Source organism: Bradyrhizobium sp. (genome assembly GCF_004799445.1).
In the GTDB taxonomy this organism is placed as follows: Bacteria; Pseudomonadota; Alphaproteobacteria; order Rhizobiales; family Xanthobacteraceae; genus Bradyrhizobium.
The window spans coordinates 1-18885 of record NZ_SSNA01000049.1 but is presented as its reverse complement, the minus strand read 5'-3'; the positions used below and the strand labels follow the sequence as shown (position 1 = coordinate 18885).

Annotated in this window: 17 protein-coding genes; 11 read left to right on the top strand and 6 right to left on the bottom strand. The window is 63.0% G+C overall.

The genetic code is table 11. The features are described from left to right. Nucleotides 1-7 precede the first annotated feature (7 nt). On the bottom strand, nucleotides 8-238 hold the full coding sequence (locus tag E8A46_RS05040) for a hypothetical protein (protein WP_291558289.1): 231 nt from the start codon (nucleotides 236-238) through the stop codon (nucleotides 8-10). A gap of 441 nt (nucleotides 239-679) precedes the next feature. On the opposite strand from E8A46_RS05040, the gene E8A46_RS05035 reads away from it, so the two are divergent. The 7 genes from E8A46_RS05035 to phoB all read left to right on the top strand — a co-directional run bounded on the left by E8A46_RS05035 (nucleotide 680) and on the right by phoB (nucleotide 8272). Continuing rightward, on the top strand, nucleotides 680-2647 hold the full coding sequence (locus E8A46_RS05035; RefSeq protein WP_291558286.1) for a HAMP domain-containing methyl-accepting chemotaxis protein: 1968 nt from the start codon (nucleotides 680-682) through the stop codon (nucleotides 2645-2647). A gap of 351 nt (nucleotides 2648-2998) precedes the next feature. Further along, the gene (gene pstS, locus E8A46_RS05030) at nucleotides 2999-4045 is read left to right on the top strand and encodes a phosphate ABC transporter substrate-binding protein PstS (RefSeq protein WP_291558283.1); all 1047 of its coding nucleotides are present in this window, start codon (nucleotides 2999-3001) and stop codon (nucleotides 4043-4045) included. Between the two features lie 118 nt (nucleotides 4046-4163). Next, entirely contained in the window at nucleotides 4164-5147 is a 984-nt protein-coding gene (gene pstC / locus E8A46_RS05025; protein ID WP_291558334.1) for a phosphate ABC transporter permease subunit PstC, read from the top strand. Then, the gene (gene pstA / locus E8A46_RS05020) at nucleotides 5147-5992 is read left to right on the top strand and encodes a phosphate ABC transporter permease PstA (protein WP_291558280.1); all 846 of its coding nucleotides are present in this window, start codon (nucleotides 5147-5149) and stop codon (nucleotides 5990-5992) included. The genes pstC and pstA overlap by 1 nt, the downstream gene beginning before the upstream one ends. After that, nucleotides 5989-6807, top strand: coding sequence for a phosphate ABC transporter ATP-binding protein PstB (gene pstB, locus E8A46_RS05015; RefSeq protein ID WP_291558277.1), 819 nt, complete (start codon nucleotides 5989-5991; stop codon nucleotides 6805-6807). Before pstA ends, pstB begins: the two co-directional genes overlap by 4 nt. A 24-nt stretch (nucleotides 6808-6831) precedes the next feature. Beyond that, complete coding sequence (gene phoU / locus E8A46_RS05010; RefSeq protein WP_291558274.1) at nucleotides 6832-7548, top strand: phosphate signaling complex protein PhoU; 717 nt, start codon at nucleotides 6832-6834, stop codon at nucleotides 7546-7548. Between the two features lie 22 nt (nucleotides 7549-7570). Continuing rightward, a complete protein-coding gene (gene phoB, locus E8A46_RS05005; RefSeq protein WP_213740010.1) occupies nucleotides 7571-8272 on the top strand; it encodes a phosphate regulon transcriptional regulator PhoB in 702 nt (233 codons plus the stop codon). Nucleotides 8273-8448: 176 nt separating this feature from the next. On the opposite strand, the gene E8A46_RS05000 is transcribed toward phoB, so the two are convergent. Then, the gene (locus tag E8A46_RS05000) at nucleotides 8449-8958 is read right to left on the bottom strand and encodes a GcrA family cell cycle regulator (protein WP_291558269.1); all 510 of its coding nucleotides are present in this window, start codon (nucleotides 8956-8958) and stop codon (nucleotides 8449-8451) included. A gap of 454 nt (nucleotides 8959-9412) precedes the next feature. Between E8A46_RS05000 and E8A46_RS04995 the strand changes: the two genes are divergently transcribed. From E8A46_RS04995 to E8A46_RS04985, 3 genes are all read left to right on the top strand, one after another. Next, complete coding sequence (locus E8A46_RS04995; protein WP_291558266.1) at nucleotides 9413-10624, top strand: aspartate aminotransferase family protein; 1212 nt, start codon at nucleotides 9413-9415, stop codon at nucleotides 10622-10624. Beyond that, on the top strand, nucleotides 10621-11559 hold the full coding sequence (gene argF, locus E8A46_RS04990) for an ornithine carbamoyltransferase (RefSeq protein ID WP_291558263.1): 939 nt from the start codon (nucleotides 10621-10623) through the stop codon (nucleotides 11557-11559). The genes E8A46_RS04995 and argF overlap by 4 nt, the downstream gene beginning before the upstream one ends. A 210-nt stretch (nucleotides 11560-11769) precedes the next feature. Further along, nucleotides 11770-12783 carry an Hsp33 family molecular chaperone gene (locus E8A46_RS04985; protein ID WP_291558261.1) on the top strand — a complete coding sequence of 338 codons (1014 nt, stop codon included), beginning with the start codon at nucleotides 11770-11772 and terminating at the stop codon, nucleotides 12781-12783. On the opposite strand, the gene E8A46_RS04980 is transcribed toward E8A46_RS04985, so the two are convergent. The 3 genes from E8A46_RS04980 to E8A46_RS04970 all read right to left on the bottom strand — a co-directional run bounded on the left by E8A46_RS04980 (nucleotide 12784) and on the right by E8A46_RS04970 (nucleotide 15955). Then, nucleotides 12784-13644, bottom strand: coding sequence for a sugar phosphate isomerase/epimerase (locus tag E8A46_RS04980; RefSeq protein WP_291558258.1), 861 nt, complete (start codon nucleotides 13642-13644; stop codon nucleotides 12784-12786). Between the two features lie 3 nt (nucleotides 13645-13647). Then, nucleotides 13648-14997 carry an MFS transporter gene (locus E8A46_RS04975; protein WP_291558255.1) on the bottom strand — a complete coding sequence of 450 codons (1350 nt, stop codon included), beginning with the start codon at nucleotides 14995-14997 and terminating at the stop codon, nucleotides 13648-13650. An 88-nt stretch (nucleotides 14998-15085) separates the two neighbouring features. Continuing rightward, the gene (locus E8A46_RS04970) at nucleotides 15086-15955 is read right to left on the bottom strand and encodes a phytanoyl-CoA dioxygenase family protein (RefSeq protein ID WP_291558252.1); all 870 of its coding nucleotides are present in this window, start codon (nucleotides 15953-15955) and stop codon (nucleotides 15086-15088) included. 202 nt (nucleotides 15956-16157) lie between these two features. Here E8A46_RS04970 and E8A46_RS04965 point away from each other — a divergent pair, with 202 nt between their 5' ends. Beyond that, on the top strand, nucleotides 16158-17156 hold the full coding sequence (locus E8A46_RS04965) for a LacI family DNA-binding transcriptional regulator (RefSeq protein WP_291558249.1): 999 nt from the start codon (nucleotides 16158-16160) through the stop codon (nucleotides 17154-17156). Between the two features lie 125 nt (nucleotides 17157-17281). Here E8A46_RS04965 and E8A46_RS04960 read toward each other — a convergent pair whose 3' ends face one another. After that, nucleotides 17282-18316, bottom strand: a complete 1035-nt coding sequence (locus E8A46_RS04960) for a tripartite tricarboxylate transporter substrate binding protein (protein ID WP_291558246.1) — start codon at nucleotides 18314-18316, stop codon at nucleotides 17282-17284. Nucleotides 18317-18885: the final 569 nt, after the last annotated feature.

The following is an 18885-nucleotide window of genomic DNA, read 5'->3' as shown; positions in this document are numbered from 1 at the left end:
GAAATGGCTAAGACTTACTCTTCATGCATCGGCGAATAAAACCGCGGCGTTTGAAAAACGTCAATTTCTGCCGCTTGGCCTCAAGTCGGCAGCCCTCCTGTTTCTCCGCCATCAGCCGGCTGGCGACTGCAATTTCCCCGGGAGATTTTGCCGATGCACGAGGCAATGACTCCGCATTTGCTGCCGATAGGCCAACCGAGACTACAGCGACCGCCGAAAGAACGATGATGCGAAGCATATGATTCCTATCTCACGCGTGGGTGCATGCCAGAGTTCGCCCCACTAGCACGGGCGAAAGAAAAGTAAAACATCGCGCGAATTTCCGGCGAAAGATCGCGATGATTTGCGCGCTTGATGGTTTGCTGTCGCAGGTGCAGGATTTTGCAGCAGTCAGCAGCCGGGATTGCGCTGGCCGTCGCGATGGCGGCTGCGCCGGTCATGGCCTCGGGCACGCAGCCGCGACAAATCCCGGTCCATTCATGCTGCCGCGACCCCGTTGTCCAATCCATCGAGCTTTCGAGGCCGTTATGTTTGTGCCGGACCTGACGACAAATATTGCCGCTCGGTGACGCTGGTATGAAGGCGGGTCTGCCCGGTCCGGCCAGATCGCCTTTGTTAAGGTTTGGTGTCTAATCTGGGTCTGTTTTGACAGAAGTTTTTTTTAACGAAGGTTAATTAGATGGCCTCCTCTCTTCGGTCGCTCAAGGTACAGGCCGGCGCCGCCGCCGCCGTGATGTTCACCGCCGGGGTGATTACGGCTGGCGCCCTGTCCTATGACGCCATGAGCAAGACGCTCGATCAGGGCCACAGGGACGTCTTGAAGGCTGCGGCAGACGATGGTCTTGCAGCCCTGGGGGCCGTCGGCGACCGCATGAAGGTGTACTCAGACATTCTCGGCCGTCATCCCGATATCGTCGGTGCATTGCAAAAACGCGACGCCAAAGAACTCGAAGCCGTGACCCTGCGCGAATTCAAGGCCATCCATGGCGCCGATCCCGCCCTGGCCGCACTGGAGCTGACGGATGACAAAGGTATCGTCCTGCAACGCGGGCATAACCCGGCAAAGCGGGGCGACGACAAGTCCTCCCAGCCCCAGATTCGGATGGCGCTGTCAGGCAAACCCGCCGGCGGCCTGACGGTATCGCCGACATCGGGCGAGGCGGCTGAAGACAGCGTCCGGCCCATCATTTCCGGGGACCGCGTCATCGGGACCGTGAAGGTTGGCTCGTATTTCAACGAGGCATCCGCCGAAGAATTAAAGAAGCGAACCGGCATGGAGGTCGTCTTCGTTTCCCACGCCAAGGTGACGGCATCGACCTTCGGCAAGGGTATTCCGATCGTCCTGCCGCCTCAGGCACTCCAGACCGCCTCGAACGGTTCGCCAACCACCGTCGATTTCGCCGTCGGCGACACGCCCTCTCAGGCTCGCGTGGTTTATCTGCCGAGCGACGTCGGGGAAGGAATGACGGTGGCCTTTGTCTCCAGCCTGAAGGAGATCGAAGCGGCGAAGCTCGCATTCGCCTGGTCGCTTGCGCTCAAGGCGCTCTTGGCCCTTGTCGTCGTTTTGCCGCTGGCCTTCTTCGGCGCTCGTCTGGCGACCCGGCAGCTGCTGCGGCTTGCCGAGGCGATGCGCGAGCTTGCGACCGGACGGCTGGATGTCGTGCTGCCGGGGATCGACCGTCTGGATGAAATCGGCGACATCGCCAAGGCGGTCGAAAATTTCAAGGTGATGGCGGTAGAGAAGGCCAAGGCCGAACAGGATGAAAAGCGTCTTGCCGATGAGCAGGCTGGCGCCGAGCGCAAACTGACGATGCAACGGCTTGCCGACGAATTCGAGACGACATTGGGCGCCATCATCCAGGCGGTGTCCTCGAACGCGACAATGCTCGAAAGCGCCGCGCATGCGTTGACGACGACGGCGGAAAACACCCGGCGCCTTTCGGCGACGGTCGCCGCGTCTTCCGAGGAAGCCTCGACAAACGTTCAATCGGTGGCAATTTCGGCGTCCGAGCTGAGGTCCTCGGTCCAGAATATCGCGGTACGGGTCGGCGAATCGCGCAAGATCGCTGACGAAGCCGTCATGCGCGCAGGAAAAGCGGATGCACGCATCGCGGACCTTACCCAGGCTGCGGCTCGCATCGGCGACGTCGTGCAGTTGATTTCGTCGGTCGCGGAGCAGACCAATCTGCTGGCCCTGAATGCAACGATCGAAGCCGCGCGCGCGGGTGAAGCCGGCCGCGGTTTTGCTGTCGTGGCGCAGGAGGTGAAGGCGCTTGCGGCCCAGACCGCCAAGGCGACCGAGGAAATCGAATCCCAGATCACCGGGATGCAGGCGGCAACCACCGACTCTGTGGGGGCGATCCAGGACGTCAGTACCACGATCGGTCAGATTTCGACGATCGCGACCGAAATTTCCGAGGCGGTGGAAGCGCAAGCTGAGATGACCCGTGAAATTGCGCACAGCGTCGGTGAGGCCGCAAAGGGAACGGCCGACGTGGCGTCCATTGTCACGAATGTAAACACCGGGGCGGTCGAGACCGGCTCGGCGTCGACCCAGGTGCTGCAGGCGGCGCGGTCGCTTTCGACCGAAAGCAATCATCTGAAATCCGCGGTCGAGGGCTTCCTGTCGAACGTGCGGGCGGCTTGATCTCATTTTGCGCCCGGATCGGCTACCGGACCATACCCCTGCAACCTGCACCCGCCCGGAATGCCGTCCCCGGACGGGGAGGCGGGACCCTTCCGCTCCGCCGCCGTTTCGGTGGGTCATCCATCGCAAGCCGAAAAAATGCGCCGATCCGGTTCCAAACCGGTGAAATTTCGCTATTTCCGGTGCTTTTCGAGGCCCAAATCACATAAACGCCCGGCAAAAGCGTGGCCGAGTTCCCGTCACATGACTGTCATGTAACTGCAATATTAGGTCTACGACGCCCCTCTATAGAAGCGGCCTCGGAGCGCGACCGGTCCCCACAGCGCGCCCCGCTCAACATGGAGAAAGCCCGTGAATTTCCTCAAAAGCCTTGTTGCTGCCGGCCTTGTGGCCGCTTCGACATTACCCGTCCGCGCGCTGGATATCTCCGGCGCGGGCGCCACGTTCCCCTACCCGATCTACGCCAAATGGGCCGATGCCTATAAGAAGGAAACCGGCAACGGCATGAACTATCAGTCGATCGGTTCGGGCGGCGGGATCAAGCAAATCCAGTCCAAGACCGTGACCTTCGGCGCGTCCGACATGCCGCTGAAGCCGGAGGACCTGACCAAATCGGGACTCGTTCAGTTTCCGACGGTCGTTGGCGGAGACGTGCCGGTGGTCAACCTCGAAGGCGTCAAGCCCGGCGATCTCAAGCTCGACGGTGTGACGCTGGCGAAGATTTTCCTGGGCGACATCAAGTCGTGGGATGATGAGGCGATTGCCAAGTTGAATCCCTCCGCGAAGCTTCCCAAGCACGCGATTGTCGTCGTCCATCGCTCGGACGGCTCCGGCACCACTTTCATCTGGACCGACTACCTTTCGAAGGTCAGCGCGGACTGGAAATCGAAGGTCGGCGCGAACACTTCGGTTGAATGGCCGGCCGGCATTGGCGCCAAGGGCAATGAGGGCGTGGCCAACAACGTCGCCAACACCAAGGGCGCCATCGGCTACGTCGAATATGCCTACGCCAAGCAAAACAAGATGACCTCGGTCAGCATGATCAACAAGGACGGCAAGGCCGTCGAGCCCAGTGCAGCGGCGTTCCAGGCTGCCGCGGCGAACGCGGATTGGGAAAAGGCTGACCATTACTACGTCATTCTGACGGATCAGCCGGGCGCCACATCCTGGCCGATCGCCGGCGCTACGTTCATTCTGATCCATACCCAGCCGCAAGATCCAGCCGCCGCCACCGAGGCGCTGAAGTTCTTCGCCTGGGCCTACAAGAAGGGCTCCAAGATGGCCGAGGAACTGGACTACGTTCCGATGCCGGACAAGGTGGTGACGGCCATCCAGAAGATGTGGACGGCCGAAATCAAGGACGGCAGTGGCAAGCCGCTGTTCTCCGCCTCCAACTGAAGTCAACGAGAGCGGGGACGCGATGCCTCCCCGCTCTCACATTCGGAAAGCCGCTTCGGTTCGGCTTGCCCGGGTTCCTGATTTTCAGTGAGTGCATGGGAGGTGCAACGTGGTCGATGTGGCTTGGCAGGAGACCGGGGTGGACGTGCAGGATGTGGCTGAGCGGGCCAGGGTACTCAACAGGCTCCGGATCGGTGACATCGTTTTCCATCGCATTACCAAGACCGCAGCTTTATTGGTGCTGATGGTCCTTGGCGGCGTGATCGTGTCGCTGTTTCTGGGCGCGCTGCCGGCGCTGCAGGAATTTGGATTTGGTTTCCTCACGACACAGAGCTGGAACCCGGTTACCGACAAATTCGGAGCTCTGGCGCCGATCTACGGCACGATCGTTACCTCGTTGATCGCCATGCTGATCGCGGTGCCGTTTGGGCTGATGATCGCCATGTTCCTCACCGAGCTTTGTCCGATGTGGCTGCGTCGTCCCATCGGCATCGCCATCGAATTGCTGGCGGGCATCCCGAGCATCATCTACGGGATCTGGGGCCTGTTCGTATTCGCACCCTTCCTGCAGCAATATGTCCAGCCGCCAATAATTGCGGCCTTTGAAAATATACCGGTCCTTTCCACTCTGTTCGCAGGGCCGCCTTTCGGCATCGGAATTCTGACAGCGAGCCTGATCCTCGCGATCATGGTATTGCCCTTTATCACGTCGATCTCACGTGACGTCTTCGACGCGGTTCCGCCGGTTCTGAAGGAAGCCGCATACGGGCTGGGCTGGACCCAGTGGGAGGTCTGGCGCTATGTCGTGCTGCCGTTCACCCGCATCGGCGTCATTGGCGGCGTGATGCTGGGGCTGGGTCGGGCGCTCGGCGAAACCATGGCGGTCACTTTCGTGATCGGAAACGCCCACAAGATCTCGACGTCCCTGCTTGCGCCCGGCACCACGATCTCGGCGTCGATAGCCAACGAATTCACCGAGGCGGTCGGCGATCTCTATACGTCGTCGCTGATCGCTCTCGGTCTCATTCTTTTCATCATCACCTTCATCGTTCTGGCGATCGCGCGCTACCTGCTGCTCCGGATCAATCGGAGGATCGGCTGATGGACGCCTCGCTTTACGCGTCGCGGCGCCGCCGCAACGTGCTCGCCGCCGTTGCGTCCTATGCCGCGACGTTCGTTGGTCTGACCTGGCTGGCGCTCATTCTCGGGGTGCTGTTTTGGCATGGGTTTGGCGGACTATCGCTTCGCGTCTTCACCGAAATGACGCCCCCGCCGGGAGCGGTGGGCGGACTGCTCAACGCCATCGTCGGCAGCCTGATCATGACGGGATTGGCGCTTCTGATCGGCGCTCCGATCGGCATCCTCGCCGGAACCTACATGGCCGAATATGGCCGCCATACCTACCTCACCAGCCTGGTTCGGTTCATCAACGATATCCTGCTCAGCGCGCCGTCGATCGTGGTCGGCCTGTTCATTTATTACGTCATGGTTCGTCCGATGGGCCATTTTTCGGGAATAGCCGGCGCCGTTGTGCTGTCGGTGCTCGTGGTCCCGGTGATGGTTCGAACCACCGAGGACATGCTGACGCTGGTCCCCGATACGCTGCGGGAAGCGGCGGCTTCGATCGGCTTGCCGCGGTCGCTCATGATCAGGCAGATCGCCTATCGGGCGGCGAGATCCGGAATCATCACAGGGCTGCTGCTCGCGATTGCCCGCATCAGCGGTGAAACCGCGCCGCTGCTGTTTACCGCCCTCAACAACCAGTTTTACAGCACGAATCTGAATGCGCCGATGGCGAGTTTGCCGTCTGTCATATTTCAGTTCGCGCTGAGCCCCTACAAGGACTGGCAGGATCTGGCCTGGACCGGAGCGCTGATCATCACGCTCGCGGTGCTGGCAATGAGCATCGTGGCGCGCTCGCTGACAGGAACGAGGAAAGCATCATGAACGTCGCAACCGCCAAAACCGCGCCTGTCGCCGCGCCACACCCGGGGGACGGTTCCGTGCTTAAGGAAAAGATCGCGATCCGAAACCTGAATTTCTATTACGGGGAGACGAAGGCACTCAAGGGTGTCAGTCTTCCGCTTTATGCGAACAAGGCCACCGCCTTTATCGGCCCGTCGGGCTGCGGCAAGTCAACGCTGCTTCGCGTTCTCAACCGGATGTATGATCTATATCCCGGCCAGCGTGCCGAAGGTCAGGTCCTGTTCGAGGGCAAGGACATCCTCGAGCCCGGGCTGGATCTGAATTTGCTGAGGGCCAGGATAGGAATGGTGTTCCAGAAGCCGACGCCATTTCCGATGTCGATCTACGAGAACATCGCCTTTGGAATCCGGCTGTACGAGAAACTGCCCAAATCCGAATTGGACGGCCGCGTTGAACAGGCCCTGCAGCGAGGGGCGTTGTGGAGCGAGGTCAAGGACAAACTCAGCGCCAACGGCCTCAGCCTCTCCGGCGGCCAGCAGCAGCGGCTGTGCATCGCCCGTACCGTCGCGGTGCGCCCGGAAGTGATCCTGTTCGACGAGCCGTGCTCCGCGCTCGACCCGATTTCAACGGCCAAGATCGAGGAACTGATCGACGAGTTGAAGACCGACTACACCATCGTGATTGTCACCCACAACATGCAGCAGGCGGCCCGCGTGTCGGACCGCACCGCCTTCATGTATCTCGGTGAGCTCATTGAATTCGACGAAACCAACAAGATATTCACCTCGCCGAACGATCGGCGCACGCAGGACTACATCACCGGCCGGTTCGGCTGACGCGCAAATCGCGGGAGAATTGGAATGCAATCAGACCATACCGCCAAGGCGTTTGACAGCGACCTGCAGGAATTGACCCGGCTGGTCGCGGAAATGGGCGGTCTTGCCGAGCGTATGATCGTCGAATCCGTCGATGCGTTGATCCGCCGCGACGTCGCGCTCGGCCAGCGTGTCGTCGCCGCCGACGCCGAAATCGACAATCTGCAGCGCGTGATCGAGGAGCGCGCGGTATCGACCATCGCGCGGCGCCAGCCGATGGCGGTGGATTTGCGCGAGATCGTCGGCGCGATGCGGGTCGCAACCGATCTCGAGCGGATCGGCGACCTCGCCAAGAACATGGGCAAGCGGGTCGCGGCGCTGGAGAGCGATTTTCAGCCGCTGAAGCTGATCCGCGGCCTCGAGCACATGACCGATCTCGTGCAGTCGCAGGTGAAATCCGTGCTCGACGCCTACGCCGCGCACGATCTGCCCGCGGCGATGACGGTCTGGAAGGGCGACGAGGAGGTCGACGCCATCTGCACCTCGCTATTCCGCGAACTTCTGACCTATATGATGGAAGATCCGCGCAACATCAGTTTCTGCATCCATCTGATGTTCTGCGCCAAGAACATCGAGCGGATCGGCGATCACGCCACCAATATCGCGGAAACCGTGTTCTACATGATCGAAGGCCAGCAGATACTCGACAAGCGCCCGAAGGGCGACATGACAACCTTTGCCACGACTGTTCCCGGAAATTGAAACACGAGAGAAGGCTACGCACATGAGCGCGCGCATTCTGGTGGTGGAAGACGAGGAAGCGCTTACCACGCTGCTGCGTTACAACCTCGACGCCGAAGGCTATGACGTCGAAACGGTCGGGCGCGGCGATGACGCCGACACCCGTCTGAAGGAGCGCGTTCCCGATCTGATCGTACTCGACTGGATGCTGCCCGGCCTGTCGGGGATCGAGCTGTGCCGGCGCTTGCGGGCGCGCCCGGAGACCCGGCAGCTTCCCATCATCATGCTGACCGCGCGGGGCGAGGAAAGCGAGCGGGTCAGGGGGCTTGCCACCGGGGCCGACGATTACATCGTCAAGCCGTTCTCGGTGCCGGAATTGCTGGCGCGGGTGCGCGGCCTGCTGCGCCGCGCCAGTCCCGAGCGCCTTGCAACCGTGCTCACCTATGGTGACATCGAACTCGATCGCGAGAAGCGCCGCGTCGCCCGCTCGGGCCGTCCGGTCGATCTCGGTCCGACCGAATACCGGCTGCTGGAGTTCTTCCTCGAGCATCCCGGCCGCGTGTTCAGCCGCGAGCAGTTGCTCGACAGCGTCTGGGGTCGCGATATCTATATCGACGAGCGCACCGTGGATGTGCATATCGGCCGTTTGCGCAAACTGCTCAACCCGGGCCGCGAGCAGGATCCGATCCGCACCGTGCGCGGCGCCGGCTATGCGCTCGACGATCGCTTCGCCAAGGTGGAATAGTCCAGGGGGGATTGCTTCAGCCGTCGTCATTGCGAGCGCAGCGAAGCAATCCATTGCACGGCATAGCGGAAAGCTGGATTGCTTCGTCGCTTACGCTCCTCGCAATGACGGAAAACCACCTTTCGGTTTTCGGCGGTTTTCTTGCCTCTCCCCGCAGGAGCGGGGTGAGGGAATATCTACCTGGTCGGCTTCGGCATCTGGCGGCGACGGTCGCTGGCCGGCTGATAGGCGATGCGCGAGTGATGCGCGCAATAGGGCAGGCTGGTCAGCGCCTTGCCGCCGCAGAAGAAGAATTCCGAACTGGAGGGGTCGCCGATCGGCCAGTGGCAGGTGGCCTCGTTCAGTTCCAGCAGCGACAGCCGCTGACTCATCGGCACGACGTTGTCATAGGCGACCGGATCCGGCTCCAGTTCGACTTCGAAGGCATGGGCCAGCGCGGTATTGCCGCGCGAGACCGGGCGCGACACCCGCATCATGTGCTGGGCCGGACGGGCCTTGCGCTGGCGCGGCGCCGCCGAGGACGGACTCTTGGCGCGGCCGGAAAGGCCGAGCCGGTGGACTTTGCCGATCACGGCATTTCGGGTCACATTTCCGAGTTCTGCGGCAATCTGACTCGCCGACAGCCCGGCTTCCCAGAGTTTCTTCAGTTGCTCGACGCGATCGTCGGACCAGGTCAATACCGTCATCGCATTCTTTCCTTCGCTCGCGCCGGCCGATTTCGGGGTAGCGCTGCGATGCCAAAGCTCTAAAAAATCCCTGCCAGCAGAATCCCTTAGCCCTCGTCGGGCGCGGAAAGCGCGCCCGAACGTTTACGCCTAACATTTGAGACTTAGAGGAATAGCACTACCGCACGAGATGTCGTACCCGACAGGGAAGAAGCTACAATATGGCGTGACTCCCGCGCAAGAGTAGGCGTGGGTGCGTCCACATGTTCCGTCACTTAAGGCTTGCAATGCGATCTTTCCGCGACACCGGGTGTTTACGGGCCGGGCACCGACCGGTTGACAGTTATCGCCGTGCGCATAGAATAGTTCCACGTGCCGCCCCTAAAAGGCGGCACGTTTTGTTTTCCGGGACGGGTTGTCGATGCGATGGCGCCAATGCGCGCATTGCGGCCGGTCCTAACCCTCAGTGATTGTCATGACCAAGAGCGCGACGTCGCATCTGCTTCCGGTATTCGCCAGGGTCGATCTCGGTTTCGAGCGCGGCGAAGGGGCGTGGCTGATCGCGACCAACGGCGAGCGCTACCTCGATTTCACCTCCGGCGTCGCGGTGAACGCGCTGGGCCACTGCCATCCGCATCTGGTCGCGGCTCTGCAGGAGCAGGCGACCAAGCTGTGGCACATGTCGAACCTGTTCAAGAGTCCCGACGGCGAGCGGCTCGCGGCGCGGCTGTGCGAGGTGAGCTTCGCCGACTTGGTGTTTTTCGCCAATTCCGGCGCCGAGGCGATGGAATGCGCGATCAAGATCACGCGCAAATATCACGCCGCCAAGGGCAACCCGGAGCGCTACCGGATCATCACCTTCGAGGGCGCGTTCCACGGGCGAACGCTGGCGACGCTGGCGGCCACCGGCTCGGCCAAATACCTCGAGGGCTTCGGCCCGCCGATGGATGGTTTCGATCAGGTGCCGCTCGGCGATCTCGATGCCGTCAAGAAAGCCATCGGCCCGCACACCGCCGGCATATTGATCGAGCCGCTGCAGGGCGAGGGCGGCGTGCGCGCGGCCCCTCATGCCTTCTTCAAGGCGCTGCGCCAGCTCTGCGACGACAAGGGCCTGCTGTTGATCTTCGACGAGGTGCAGACCGGCATGGGCCGCACCGGCGAGCTGTTTGCCCATAAGCGCCTCGGCGTCACGCCGGACGTGATGCCGCTGGCGAAAGCGCTCGGCGGCGGCTTTCCGATCGGCGCGTGTCTGGCGACCGCCGATGCCGCGGCCGGCATGACGCCGGGTTCGCACGGCTCGACCTTCGGCGGCAACCCGCTCGCGGTCGCCGTGGCCAATGCCGTGCTGGACGTCATGCTGAAGCCGGGTTTCTTCGAGCACGTGCAGAAGATGTCGCTGCTGCTCAAGCAGAAGCTCGCTTCCGTGATTGATCGTCACCCGGACGTGCTGGCGGAAGTCCGCGGCGAGGGGCTGCTGATCGGCCTGAAGGCGGTGGTGCCGTCGGCCGATCTGGTGACGGCGCTGCGCGCGCAAAACCTGCTCACGGTCGGCGCCGGTGAAAACGTGGTGCGGTTCCTGCCGCCGCTGATCGTCACCGAGACCGAGATCGAGGAAGCGGTGCAGCGGCTCGATCGCGCCTGCACGGCGCTGTCCGGCGATCAGTTGAAACGGGCGGCGGGGCGATGAGCAAGGCATTGCGTCATTTTCTGGATTTGAACGAGCTCCCGACCAAGGAGTTGCGCAACATGCTCGCGGCCAGCGTCGCCATGAAGGCGAAGCTGAAGGCGTCGAAGAGCCAGGGCGAGAAGCCGAAACGGCCGCTCGAGGGCAAGACCCTGGCCATGATCTTCGAAAAGCCGTCGACCCGCACCAGGGTGTCGTTCGACGTCGGCATGCGCCAGCTCGGCGGCGAGGCGATCATGCTGACGGGGGCGGAAATGCAGCTCGGCCGCGGCGAGACCATCGCCGATACCGCGCGCGTGCTGTCGCGCTACGTCGACGCCATCATGATCCGGATTCTCAACCATGATGCGCTGCTCGAGCTTGCCGCCCACGCCACCGTGCCCGTGATCAACGGGCTGACCCGGCGCTCGCATCCCTGCCAGGTGATGGCCGACCTGATGACCTTCGAGGAGCATCGCGGTCCGATCGAGGGCCGCACCGTGGCGTGGACCGGCGACGACAACAATGTGCTGGCGTCATGGGCGCACGCGGCGGAGCGGTTCAAGTTCAAACTCAACGTCGCGACTCCGCCCGAGCTCGCGCCGAACAAGGCGATGCGGGACTGGATCAAGGCGACGGCCGCGCCGATCGTGCTCGGCAGCGATCCGGAAGCCGCGGTACGCGGCGCCGATTGCGTGGTCACCGATACCTGGTTCTCGATGGGTGACAAGGACGGCGAGCACCGCCACAATCTGCTGAAGCCCTATCAGGTCAACGCCAGGCTGATGGCGCTGGCGAAACGTGACGCGCTGTTCATGCATTGCCTGCCCGCCCATCGCGGCGACGAAGTCACCGACGAGGTGATCGACGGCCCGCAATCGGTGGTGTTCGACGAGGCCGAAAATCGCCTGCACGTGCAAAAGGGCATCCTGGCGTGGTGTTTCGAGGCGGTGGGGTAGGCACCGCGCAAAGATACCATCGTCGTCCCCGCGAACGCGGGGACCCATAGCCACAAGCGTCTATTATAGCAACAGCTGGAGCCGCGGCTTGATGCAGCAACTGCCATCGGTGGTTATGGGTCCCTGCGTTCGCAGGGACGACTCGCGGAGATATTTTCACGCCTCCCAGGCCCCTTTCGTTTCGCGACCGCCGACCCCAGATAAAGCGCCATGACCTCACAATTCCCTGTCATGAAAAACCTGCCTCAAGCCCCGATCCGGGCGCCGTCGGCGGTTCCGGTCGACGACGCGGTGCTGCCGTTCGAGGTTGCCGAACTCGATCTCCGCGGCCGCTTGACCCGGCTCGGTCCCGGGCTCGACGATCTCCTGGCCAAGCACGATTATCCGCCCCCGGTCGGCCGGCTGCTCGGCGAGGCGATCGTGCTGACGACGCTGCTCGGCTCATCGCTGAAATTCGACGGCCGCTTCATCCTGCAGACCCAGACCGACGGTCCGGTGTCGTTTCTGATCGTCGACTTCCAGGCCCCGGATCGCCTGCGCGCCTATGCGCGCTTCGATGCCGGACGGCTCAAGGACGGTCAGGATTCCGGCGCGCTGCTCGGCAAGGGTCATCTTGCCATGACCATCGACCAAGGGCCGGACATGAGCCGCTACCAGGGCCTGGTGGCGCTGGAGGGCGGCAGCCTGGAGGACGCCGCCCATGAATATTTCCTGCGCTCGGAACAGATCCCGACGCGGGTGCGGCTGGCGGTCGGCGAGGAGTGGCGCGGCGGCGACGGCGGCCCCAGACATCGCTGGCGCGCCGGCGGCCTGCTGCTGCAATTTCTTCCCAAGGCGCCGGAGCGCGCCCGGCAGCCCGATTTGCATCCGGGCGATGCGCCGGAGGGCGTTGTTGCCCACACGGTCGCGGAAGACGATGCCTGGATCGAAGGTCAGTCGCTGATCTCCACGGTCGAGGATGTCGAACTGATCGATCCCGATCTGTCGGGTGAGCGGCTGCTGTACCGGCTGTTTCACGAGCGCGGCGTTCGGGTATTTGCACCGCTACCCTTGCGCGCGCAATGTTCCTGCTCGCGCGACGCGGTGTCGGCGATGCTCAAGAACTTCGCGCCCGATGACCGCGCCGCCATGGTCAAGGACGGCAAGGTGGTGGTGACCTGCGAGTTCTGCTCGTCGGTCTACCAATTCACGCCGCACGAAGCGGGCGTCGAGCAGGATACCTGATCAGGCGGTTGGCTTGGGACCGGCTTCATCAGCGATGCGTTGCCAGAGCGAGCGCACCATGTCCTTCATGACCAGCGCATCCTGCCAGCGGTCCGACAGTTCGCTGCCATCGGGCCCGGTGATGGCATAAGGCGGCGGACCGAGTTCGCACAGGAAGGTCAGCACCGCGTCCGGCTTCGCCCGTTTCCGCCACGAGCGGATGGCGTATTCCCACCAGTCCATGAACAGCGCGACCCAGCCCTGGTGCTGCGGAAAGCCCAGCGAGATCTGCACCTGCTCGCGGCTCGCGATCCGCCCATGAATGCCCCAGGAATTGTCCAGGATGCGATGGATCAAGGCGTGATCGACTTCGTCGATGGGCCAGGCGAATTCGCGCCCGACCAGATAATGCGAAACGTCCGCCGTGAGTCTCAGGTCGGGAAAGCAGTCCAGCAATTGCAAGGTGAAGAACAGGTCGGTGGTCATGCGGTCGCGGTGGGTTTCCACATGCAGCGCGATGCCGGCCTCGTCGGCGAGCCGCCGCCAGCCGTCGAGCAGCGGAATGCATGGCTCGAGCCGCTGTGGCCGGACATTCGGCTGCAGGTTGACGTGGTCGGCGCCGAGCTTGGCCACCAGTTCGAGCACCGGTTTCAAGTCATCGATGCAGGTCGGATAGCATTGCGCCTGCCAGATCATGCCGTGCTGGCGCAGGAAGCAGGTCACCTTGGTGGCGAAGGCCGGATCAATGAACCGGACGCCGGCGCCGTCGAAGCCGGCATCGCGGATCATCGCAAGCTGTGTCTGCAGCGGCCACTCGATTCCATCGGCTCGCCGCCGCTCCATCGCCCAGAGCGACTGCAGGACGCGCAATTGTTGCGCCATGGCCTAAGCCTGGATCGGCACAGCCACGGCCTGGAGCCTGCCATCCACAGTATTATCGACCGTGATGCTTTCCTGATAGGTCTCAGGCCCTGCCCAGATCGCAAGTGCGGTTAGTGCGGACAGGATGGCGGCGTAGCACGCCACCGGCCACCAGGTTCCGGACCATGCCACCAGCGCGGTGGCCACGAAAGGCGCCGGACCGCCGGCCAGCAGCGAGCCCAGTTCGCGGGCGAAAGCAAACCCGGCGAAGCGCCGCTGCGGTGGGAACAGTTCGGCGAAATACGCCGCCTGCGGGCCGAACATCGCCGCGGTCACCACCGCCCGCGCGACGACGAAGGCGACCGCGATCCAGATCCACTCCTTGGTTCCGACCAGCAGGAAGAAGGGGTAAGCAAACACGACACCCGCCAGGGCGCCGAACATGTAGACCGGACGCCGTCCGATGCGATCGGAGAGCGTGGCAAATCCCACGATGGTGAACAGCTCGACGACGAAGGCGAGCATCAGCGCGCTCAGCGCGTCGGCCCTCGGCACGCCCAGGGTATTGACGACATAGTTCAGGCCGAACACGGGAAACAGGTAGCCCAGGCCGTTTTCGGCCAGTCGCGCCCCGAGCACGACCATGAAATTCCGCGGATGGCGGCGCAGCGCTTCCATCGCAGGGTTGCGTTCGACCTTGCCGCGCGCGAGAACCGCCTCGGTAAAGACCGGGGTTTCCGCCACCCTCAGCCGGACAAAAATGCCGATCAGGATGAGCAGGAAGCTCGCGAGGAATGGCAGACGCCAGCCCCAAGCCATCAGGTCGTCGCGCGGCAGCAAGGTGACCAGCGCGAAAGCCCCGGCCGCGAGCAGATTGCCGACCGACACGCCGAGCGGCGCAAAACTGCCCCAGAAGCCGCGATGCTTCGGCGGCGCATTCTCGACGAGGTAAATCACCGCCCCGCCATACTCGGCGCCGGCACCGAGCCCCTGTACGACACGCAATGCGACCAGCGCCAGCGGCGCCCAGTAGCCGATCTGGGCGAAGGTCGGCAACAAACCGATCGCGGTGGTGCCGATGCCGATCATCAGCAGTGTTGCCACCAGCACCGGCTTGCGGCCGAACCGGTCGCCCATGATGCCGAACAGGATGCCGCCGATCGGCCGCACCACGAAGCCGACGCCGAAGGTCAGGAAGGCGAGCATGGTGCCGACGATCGGGTCGCTCTTCGGAAAGAAGAGATCGCCGAACACCAGCGCCGCGGCGGTGCCGTAGAGGAAGAAGTCGTACCATTCGAGCGCGGACCCGATACTGGCCGCCAGGATAACGCGCAGCCGCGCGCGGGTCGCACTATCGGCCTTGATCTCCGTCATCGTTTCCCCCGTTTTGCTTTTTTGTCATTTTGTTTTCTTTGATCGAAGCCGTCGGCGTCCGCGCGTGGCGCGGAAGCTCTGGCGAAGATTACGCCGCGCGGGTGAAGTAGGATTTCTTGGCCGCCGACTGCGTTTCGTAGATCGATCCCTGCCGCTTGGCAGGCGGCAACGGCATCCGCACCGGAACGTCGGTCAGGCGCGGCGTCACGACGACGTCGCCGGACAGCAGGCGGCTGTTGAACTCGTCGAAATCCTTGACCCCCATCAGCGGCCAGGCGTCGCTGGCGGCGACTTCATAGAGCAGGAGATTGCGCGAGCGATCCGAGGTGTTGAGCGCCGATCCGTGCAGCGCCCGCACATGGTGGAACGACATGCTGCCGGCCCGTCCCATGCAGGGCACCGCACGCTCGATCTCGTTCCTGATCGTGTCGGGGTCGATTAACCCTGCGAAACAGCCGTCGTCGCCGTGGTGATTCCAGACCTCGCCGGTATGGGTGCGGGGCGTAACCAGCATCGGCCCGTTGGACAAATCGGTATCGTCCAGCAGCACGCCAATCGCCAGAATGTCGTCATTGGTGTGCGGATAGAACGCCCAGTCCTGGTGCCATTCCACCGGCGATCCGTAATGCGCCGACTTCATGTTCAGCTTGGAGCCGTGCAGCCTCAAGCCGGGGCCGATCAGCTTGGTCAGGATGTCGAGTACGGCGGGTGAGCGCACGATCTCGTCGAATATCGGGTGCACCTTTTGCGGCGCCTTGATGCGGCGGACTTTTGGATTTTCGGCGGTGTGGCCCGGCTCGAGATCGTAGACGTCGGTGTGCTCCAGCGTTGCGGCCGAGCCTGCGACCAGCTCCGCGATCACCTTGCGCACCTCGGCAAGTGTCGCCGCGCCCAGAACGTCGGGGACGATGACCACGCCGTCGCGCTTGTAGGCCTGCACATCCTGTTCCGAAATCATCGTGGGCGTCTCCTTGCCTCGCGGGGGCTGCTGCCTGGTGGGGTCTGGCACCCCCCCGATTTTCTTCCTTTAGGCCGCTGGAAATGATAGCGTTGTCATTGAGCATAATGGCTCGATTTCGGGCAATGTTAGCGCTGTCATTGATCTAGCGCAAGGCGCGCTCATTTTTTTTCCCCATGGGGATTTCGGTAGACTGACAACAATGAACCCCGCCGAACCCAGCGAATCCCGTTCCGCCCCGACCCTCTCCGCCGTCGCCAAATTGGCCGGCGTATCGTCGATTACCGTCAGCCGCGTGGTGCGGCTGCCAGACCTCGTCGCGCCGCAGACCCGGGGACGGGTCGAGGCGGCGATGCGGCAATTGGGCTATGTGCCCAATCTCGTGGCCGGGTCGCTGGCGAGCAGCCGTACCAGCTCGGTCGGCGTGCTGGTGCCGACGATCGCGAATTCGATCTTCGCCGATACCGTGCAGGGCCTGTCCGACGAGCTGGAGCCGCTCGGCTACGCCGTGATCCTGGCGCAGTCGCGCTATGACGATGCGAGGGAAGATCACATGCTGGCGGCGTTGCTGTCGCGCCGCCCCGAGGCGATCATCATGGTGGGTTCGCCCGCAACAGAAGATGGCACGCGGTTGCTGCAGCGCGCGGGCATTCCGGTGGTGGAGACCTGGGATCTTCCGGCGACGCCGATCGATGCGGTCGCCGGATTTAGCAACTATGCGGCCGGTGCTGCGGTCGCGCGGCATCTGGTGGCGCAGGGCCGCCAGAACCTGGCTTTCATCGGCGGCGACGATCCGCGTGGCACGCGCCGCTGGCTTGGATTCAGGGACGCGGCCATGGAGGCCGGAGCGAAATGTCCGCGCCGCCTGATCCTGGAGCGCAACGCGTCGGGCAGCGTGGCCGCGCTCGCGGAGCTGCCGGGGGTCGACGCCGTGTTCGCGGCCAACGACGCCCACGCCATCGGGTTCATGTCCGGGCTGCGAAGGGCCGGATTGCAGCGCCCTGGTTCCGCCGTCGACCAGCCCGTCGCCGTCATCGGCCTCGGCGATCTGGAGATGGGCCGGCTGATCGAGCCAAGCCTGAGCACCATCCGCGTGCACGGCGACGCCATCGGGCGCACCGCCGCGAAGCTTATCCTCACGCGCACCGGGCCGCGCCACATCGACCTCGGCTTCGAGCTCGTGCTGCGAGACAGTGGCTGACGGTGTCGCTTCCAGCGTGGGCCGCGATAGGGTGACGGCCTAAACCAGTTCGGGAATCCGAAAAATTCGAACCGCAAATATTTCGTTCCGTCGCGGACACTGATTGAGCACGCGCACCGAGCGGATTATTCCACCTGGATGCCGGTTTCGTCGATAACCGCTTTCCATTCGCGCGCCTGCTCGGCGAGCGCTGCGGAAAACTCCTCTGCGCTTCCAATTCTCGCTTCCACGCCGACGGCATCCAGGCTGGAACGGAGCTCTGCTGACTGTAGTCCTTCGTTGGTGGCGCGGCTAAGTAGCTGGATGATTGCCGCAGGTGTTTTTGCCGGAGCGAGCAACCCGAATAGGACTTCTGACGGGAAGCCGAAGATTCCTACCTCGTTCATGGTCGGGGTCTGCGGCAGCTCCGGCCAACGGGCACGGCTGGTCACGGCCAGCGCCTTCAGTTTTCCGTCCTTGAGGTACGTCAACAGGTTCGACTTGTTGTTGACCACCATCTCGATGTTCCCGCCCAGCACATCGGTAACCGCCGGCGCGCCTCCTTTGTAGGGCACGAACAGGATGTCGGTACCGGTCTTGAGCTTGAAGAACTCGCCGGCAAAGTGAGTGTATATGCCCGGAGAGGCGCCGTACTTCAGCTTTCCGGGATTGGCCTTCGCGTACTGGACAAACTCGCCGAACGTCTGCGCGGGCACGCGGGGCGATATCGCCAGGACCAGGGAGTCGACGCAGATGGCTGCGATCGGAACGAAGGATTCGATCGGGTCAAAGCCGATATCCCGATAGATTGCTCCGGTGATCGCGTTGACGTTGGTTCCGCCGAGCAACAACGTGTAGCCATCCGGTGTCGCGGTAGCGACGACCTTGGCACCGATCCTTCCACCGGCGCCGGGGTGATTTTCGACAATGACGCCTTTGCCAAGTTTGGAGGAAAGCGATTGAGCAATTAATCGAGCGACAACATCGGTGGGCCCGCCGGCGGGGAAAGGAACGACGATCTTGAGCGTTCTTTCGGGATACCCTTCAGCACGGCTCGCTTGGATAGACCCCGCAGCGAAGAGAACCGCAAGCAGGGCAAGGAGCCAATCTGCGCCCCGCATCGGACGATGGCGCGTCATCCGGTTCGCCGCAAAGGCCAGTCGAACGATGGTCTTCACCATTCCTGCCTCCTCTGCGCGATGCTCACGATCAACGGCGACTGAAGCCGCAGAGAGGTCGAACAAATAGCGCTGGTGTCGAACCGCGTCAAATTTGAAGGTGCTGCGCGGCACTTGTCGTCGGCGCACGAAGCGCCCGATCCACGCCAGCACGCTCGTCCGACCGAAGAGCCGCCCAGCGGTTAATGGTTGCTACCGGCTTCGAGGTTGCGGCGGAAGGGGGGACCAATTTGCCCGACGGGCAAATCACCTGAAAAGCTGTCCAGTCCTGTTGCGAAAAATATTCTGCTTTCGCCGTCGGGCAAATCATCTTTACAAACTCGCCCCGTCCCGCTCCTCAGAGGGGCGTTGCGCAACGTCACGGACGCGGAGCGGGATGCGGTGGACGTGGATGCGCTCTTGACGAATGGCGCTGAAGCGGACGGCGAAGTCGTGTGGTCCTGACGCCTCGGTGCTGGCGTCAAATTGGCGGAGGTCACTTCGCCAGTGACGGTGTCAACAAGCCGATCACCGGGGAGAGCACGAAGGAAACCGTAAAACCATTGCGCGGGGAATGCCGGGTGATTCCGGTG

What these genes read in the sequence shown, in the direction of transcription:
- E8A46_RS05040 (WP_291558289.1), bottom strand. Translation starts at nt 238, where the DNA reads ATGCTTCGCATCATCGTTCTTTCGGCGGTCGCTGTAGTCTCGGTTGGC.
- E8A46_RS05035 (WP_291558286.1), top strand. Translation starts at nt 680, where the DNA reads ATGGCCTCCTCTCTTCGGTCGCTCAAGGTACAGGCCGGCGCCGCCGCC.
- pstA (WP_291558280.1), top strand. Translation starts at nt 5,147, where the DNA reads ATGGACGCCTCGCTTTACGCGTCGCGGCGCCGCCGCAACGTGCTCGCC.
- pstB (WP_291558277.1), top strand. Translation starts at nt 5,989, where the DNA reads ATGAACGTCGCAACCGCCAAAACCGCGCCTGTCGCCGCGCCACACCCG.
- phoU (WP_291558274.1), top strand. Translation starts at nt 6,832, where the DNA reads ATGCAATCAGACCATACCGCCAAGGCGTTTGACAGCGACCTGCAGGAA.
- phoB (WP_213740010.1), top strand. Translation starts at nt 7,571, where the DNA reads ATGAGCGCGCGCATTCTGGTGGTGGAAGACGAGGAAGCGCTTACCACG.
- E8A46_RS05000 (WP_291558269.1), bottom strand. Translation starts at nt 8,958, where the DNA reads ATGACGGTATTGACCTGGTCCGACGATCGCGTCGAGCAACTGAAGAAA.
- E8A46_RS04995 (WP_291558266.1), top strand. Translation starts at nt 9,413, where the DNA reads ATGACCAAGAGCGCGACGTCGCATCTGCTTCCGGTATTCGCCAGGGTC.
- argF (WP_291558263.1), top strand. Translation starts at nt 10,621, where the DNA reads ATGAGCAAGGCATTGCGTCATTTTCTGGATTTGAACGAGCTCCCGACC.
- E8A46_RS04985 (WP_291558261.1), top strand. Translation starts at nt 11,770, where the DNA reads ATGACCTCACAATTCCCTGTCATGAAAAACCTGCCTCAAGCCCCGATC.
- E8A46_RS04980 (WP_291558258.1), bottom strand. Translation starts at nt 13,644, where the DNA reads ATGGCGCAACAATTGCGCGTCCTGCAGTCGCTCTGGGCGATGGAGCGG.
- E8A46_RS04975 (WP_291558255.1), bottom strand. Translation starts at nt 14,997, where the DNA reads ATGACGGAGATCAAGGCCGATAGTGCGACCCGCGCGCGGCTGCGCGTT.
- E8A46_RS04970 (WP_291558252.1), bottom strand. Translation starts at nt 15,955, where the DNA reads ATGATTTCGGAACAGGATGTGCAGGCCTACAAGCGCGACGGCGTGGTC.
- E8A46_RS04965 (WP_291558249.1), top strand. Translation starts at nt 16,158, where the DNA reads ATGAACCCCGCCGAACCCAGCGAATCCCGTTCCGCCCCGACCCTCTCC.
- E8A46_RS04960 (WP_291558246.1), bottom strand. Translation starts at nt 18,316, where the DNA reads ATGGTGAAGACCATCGTTCGACTGGCCTTTGCGGCGAACCGGATGACG.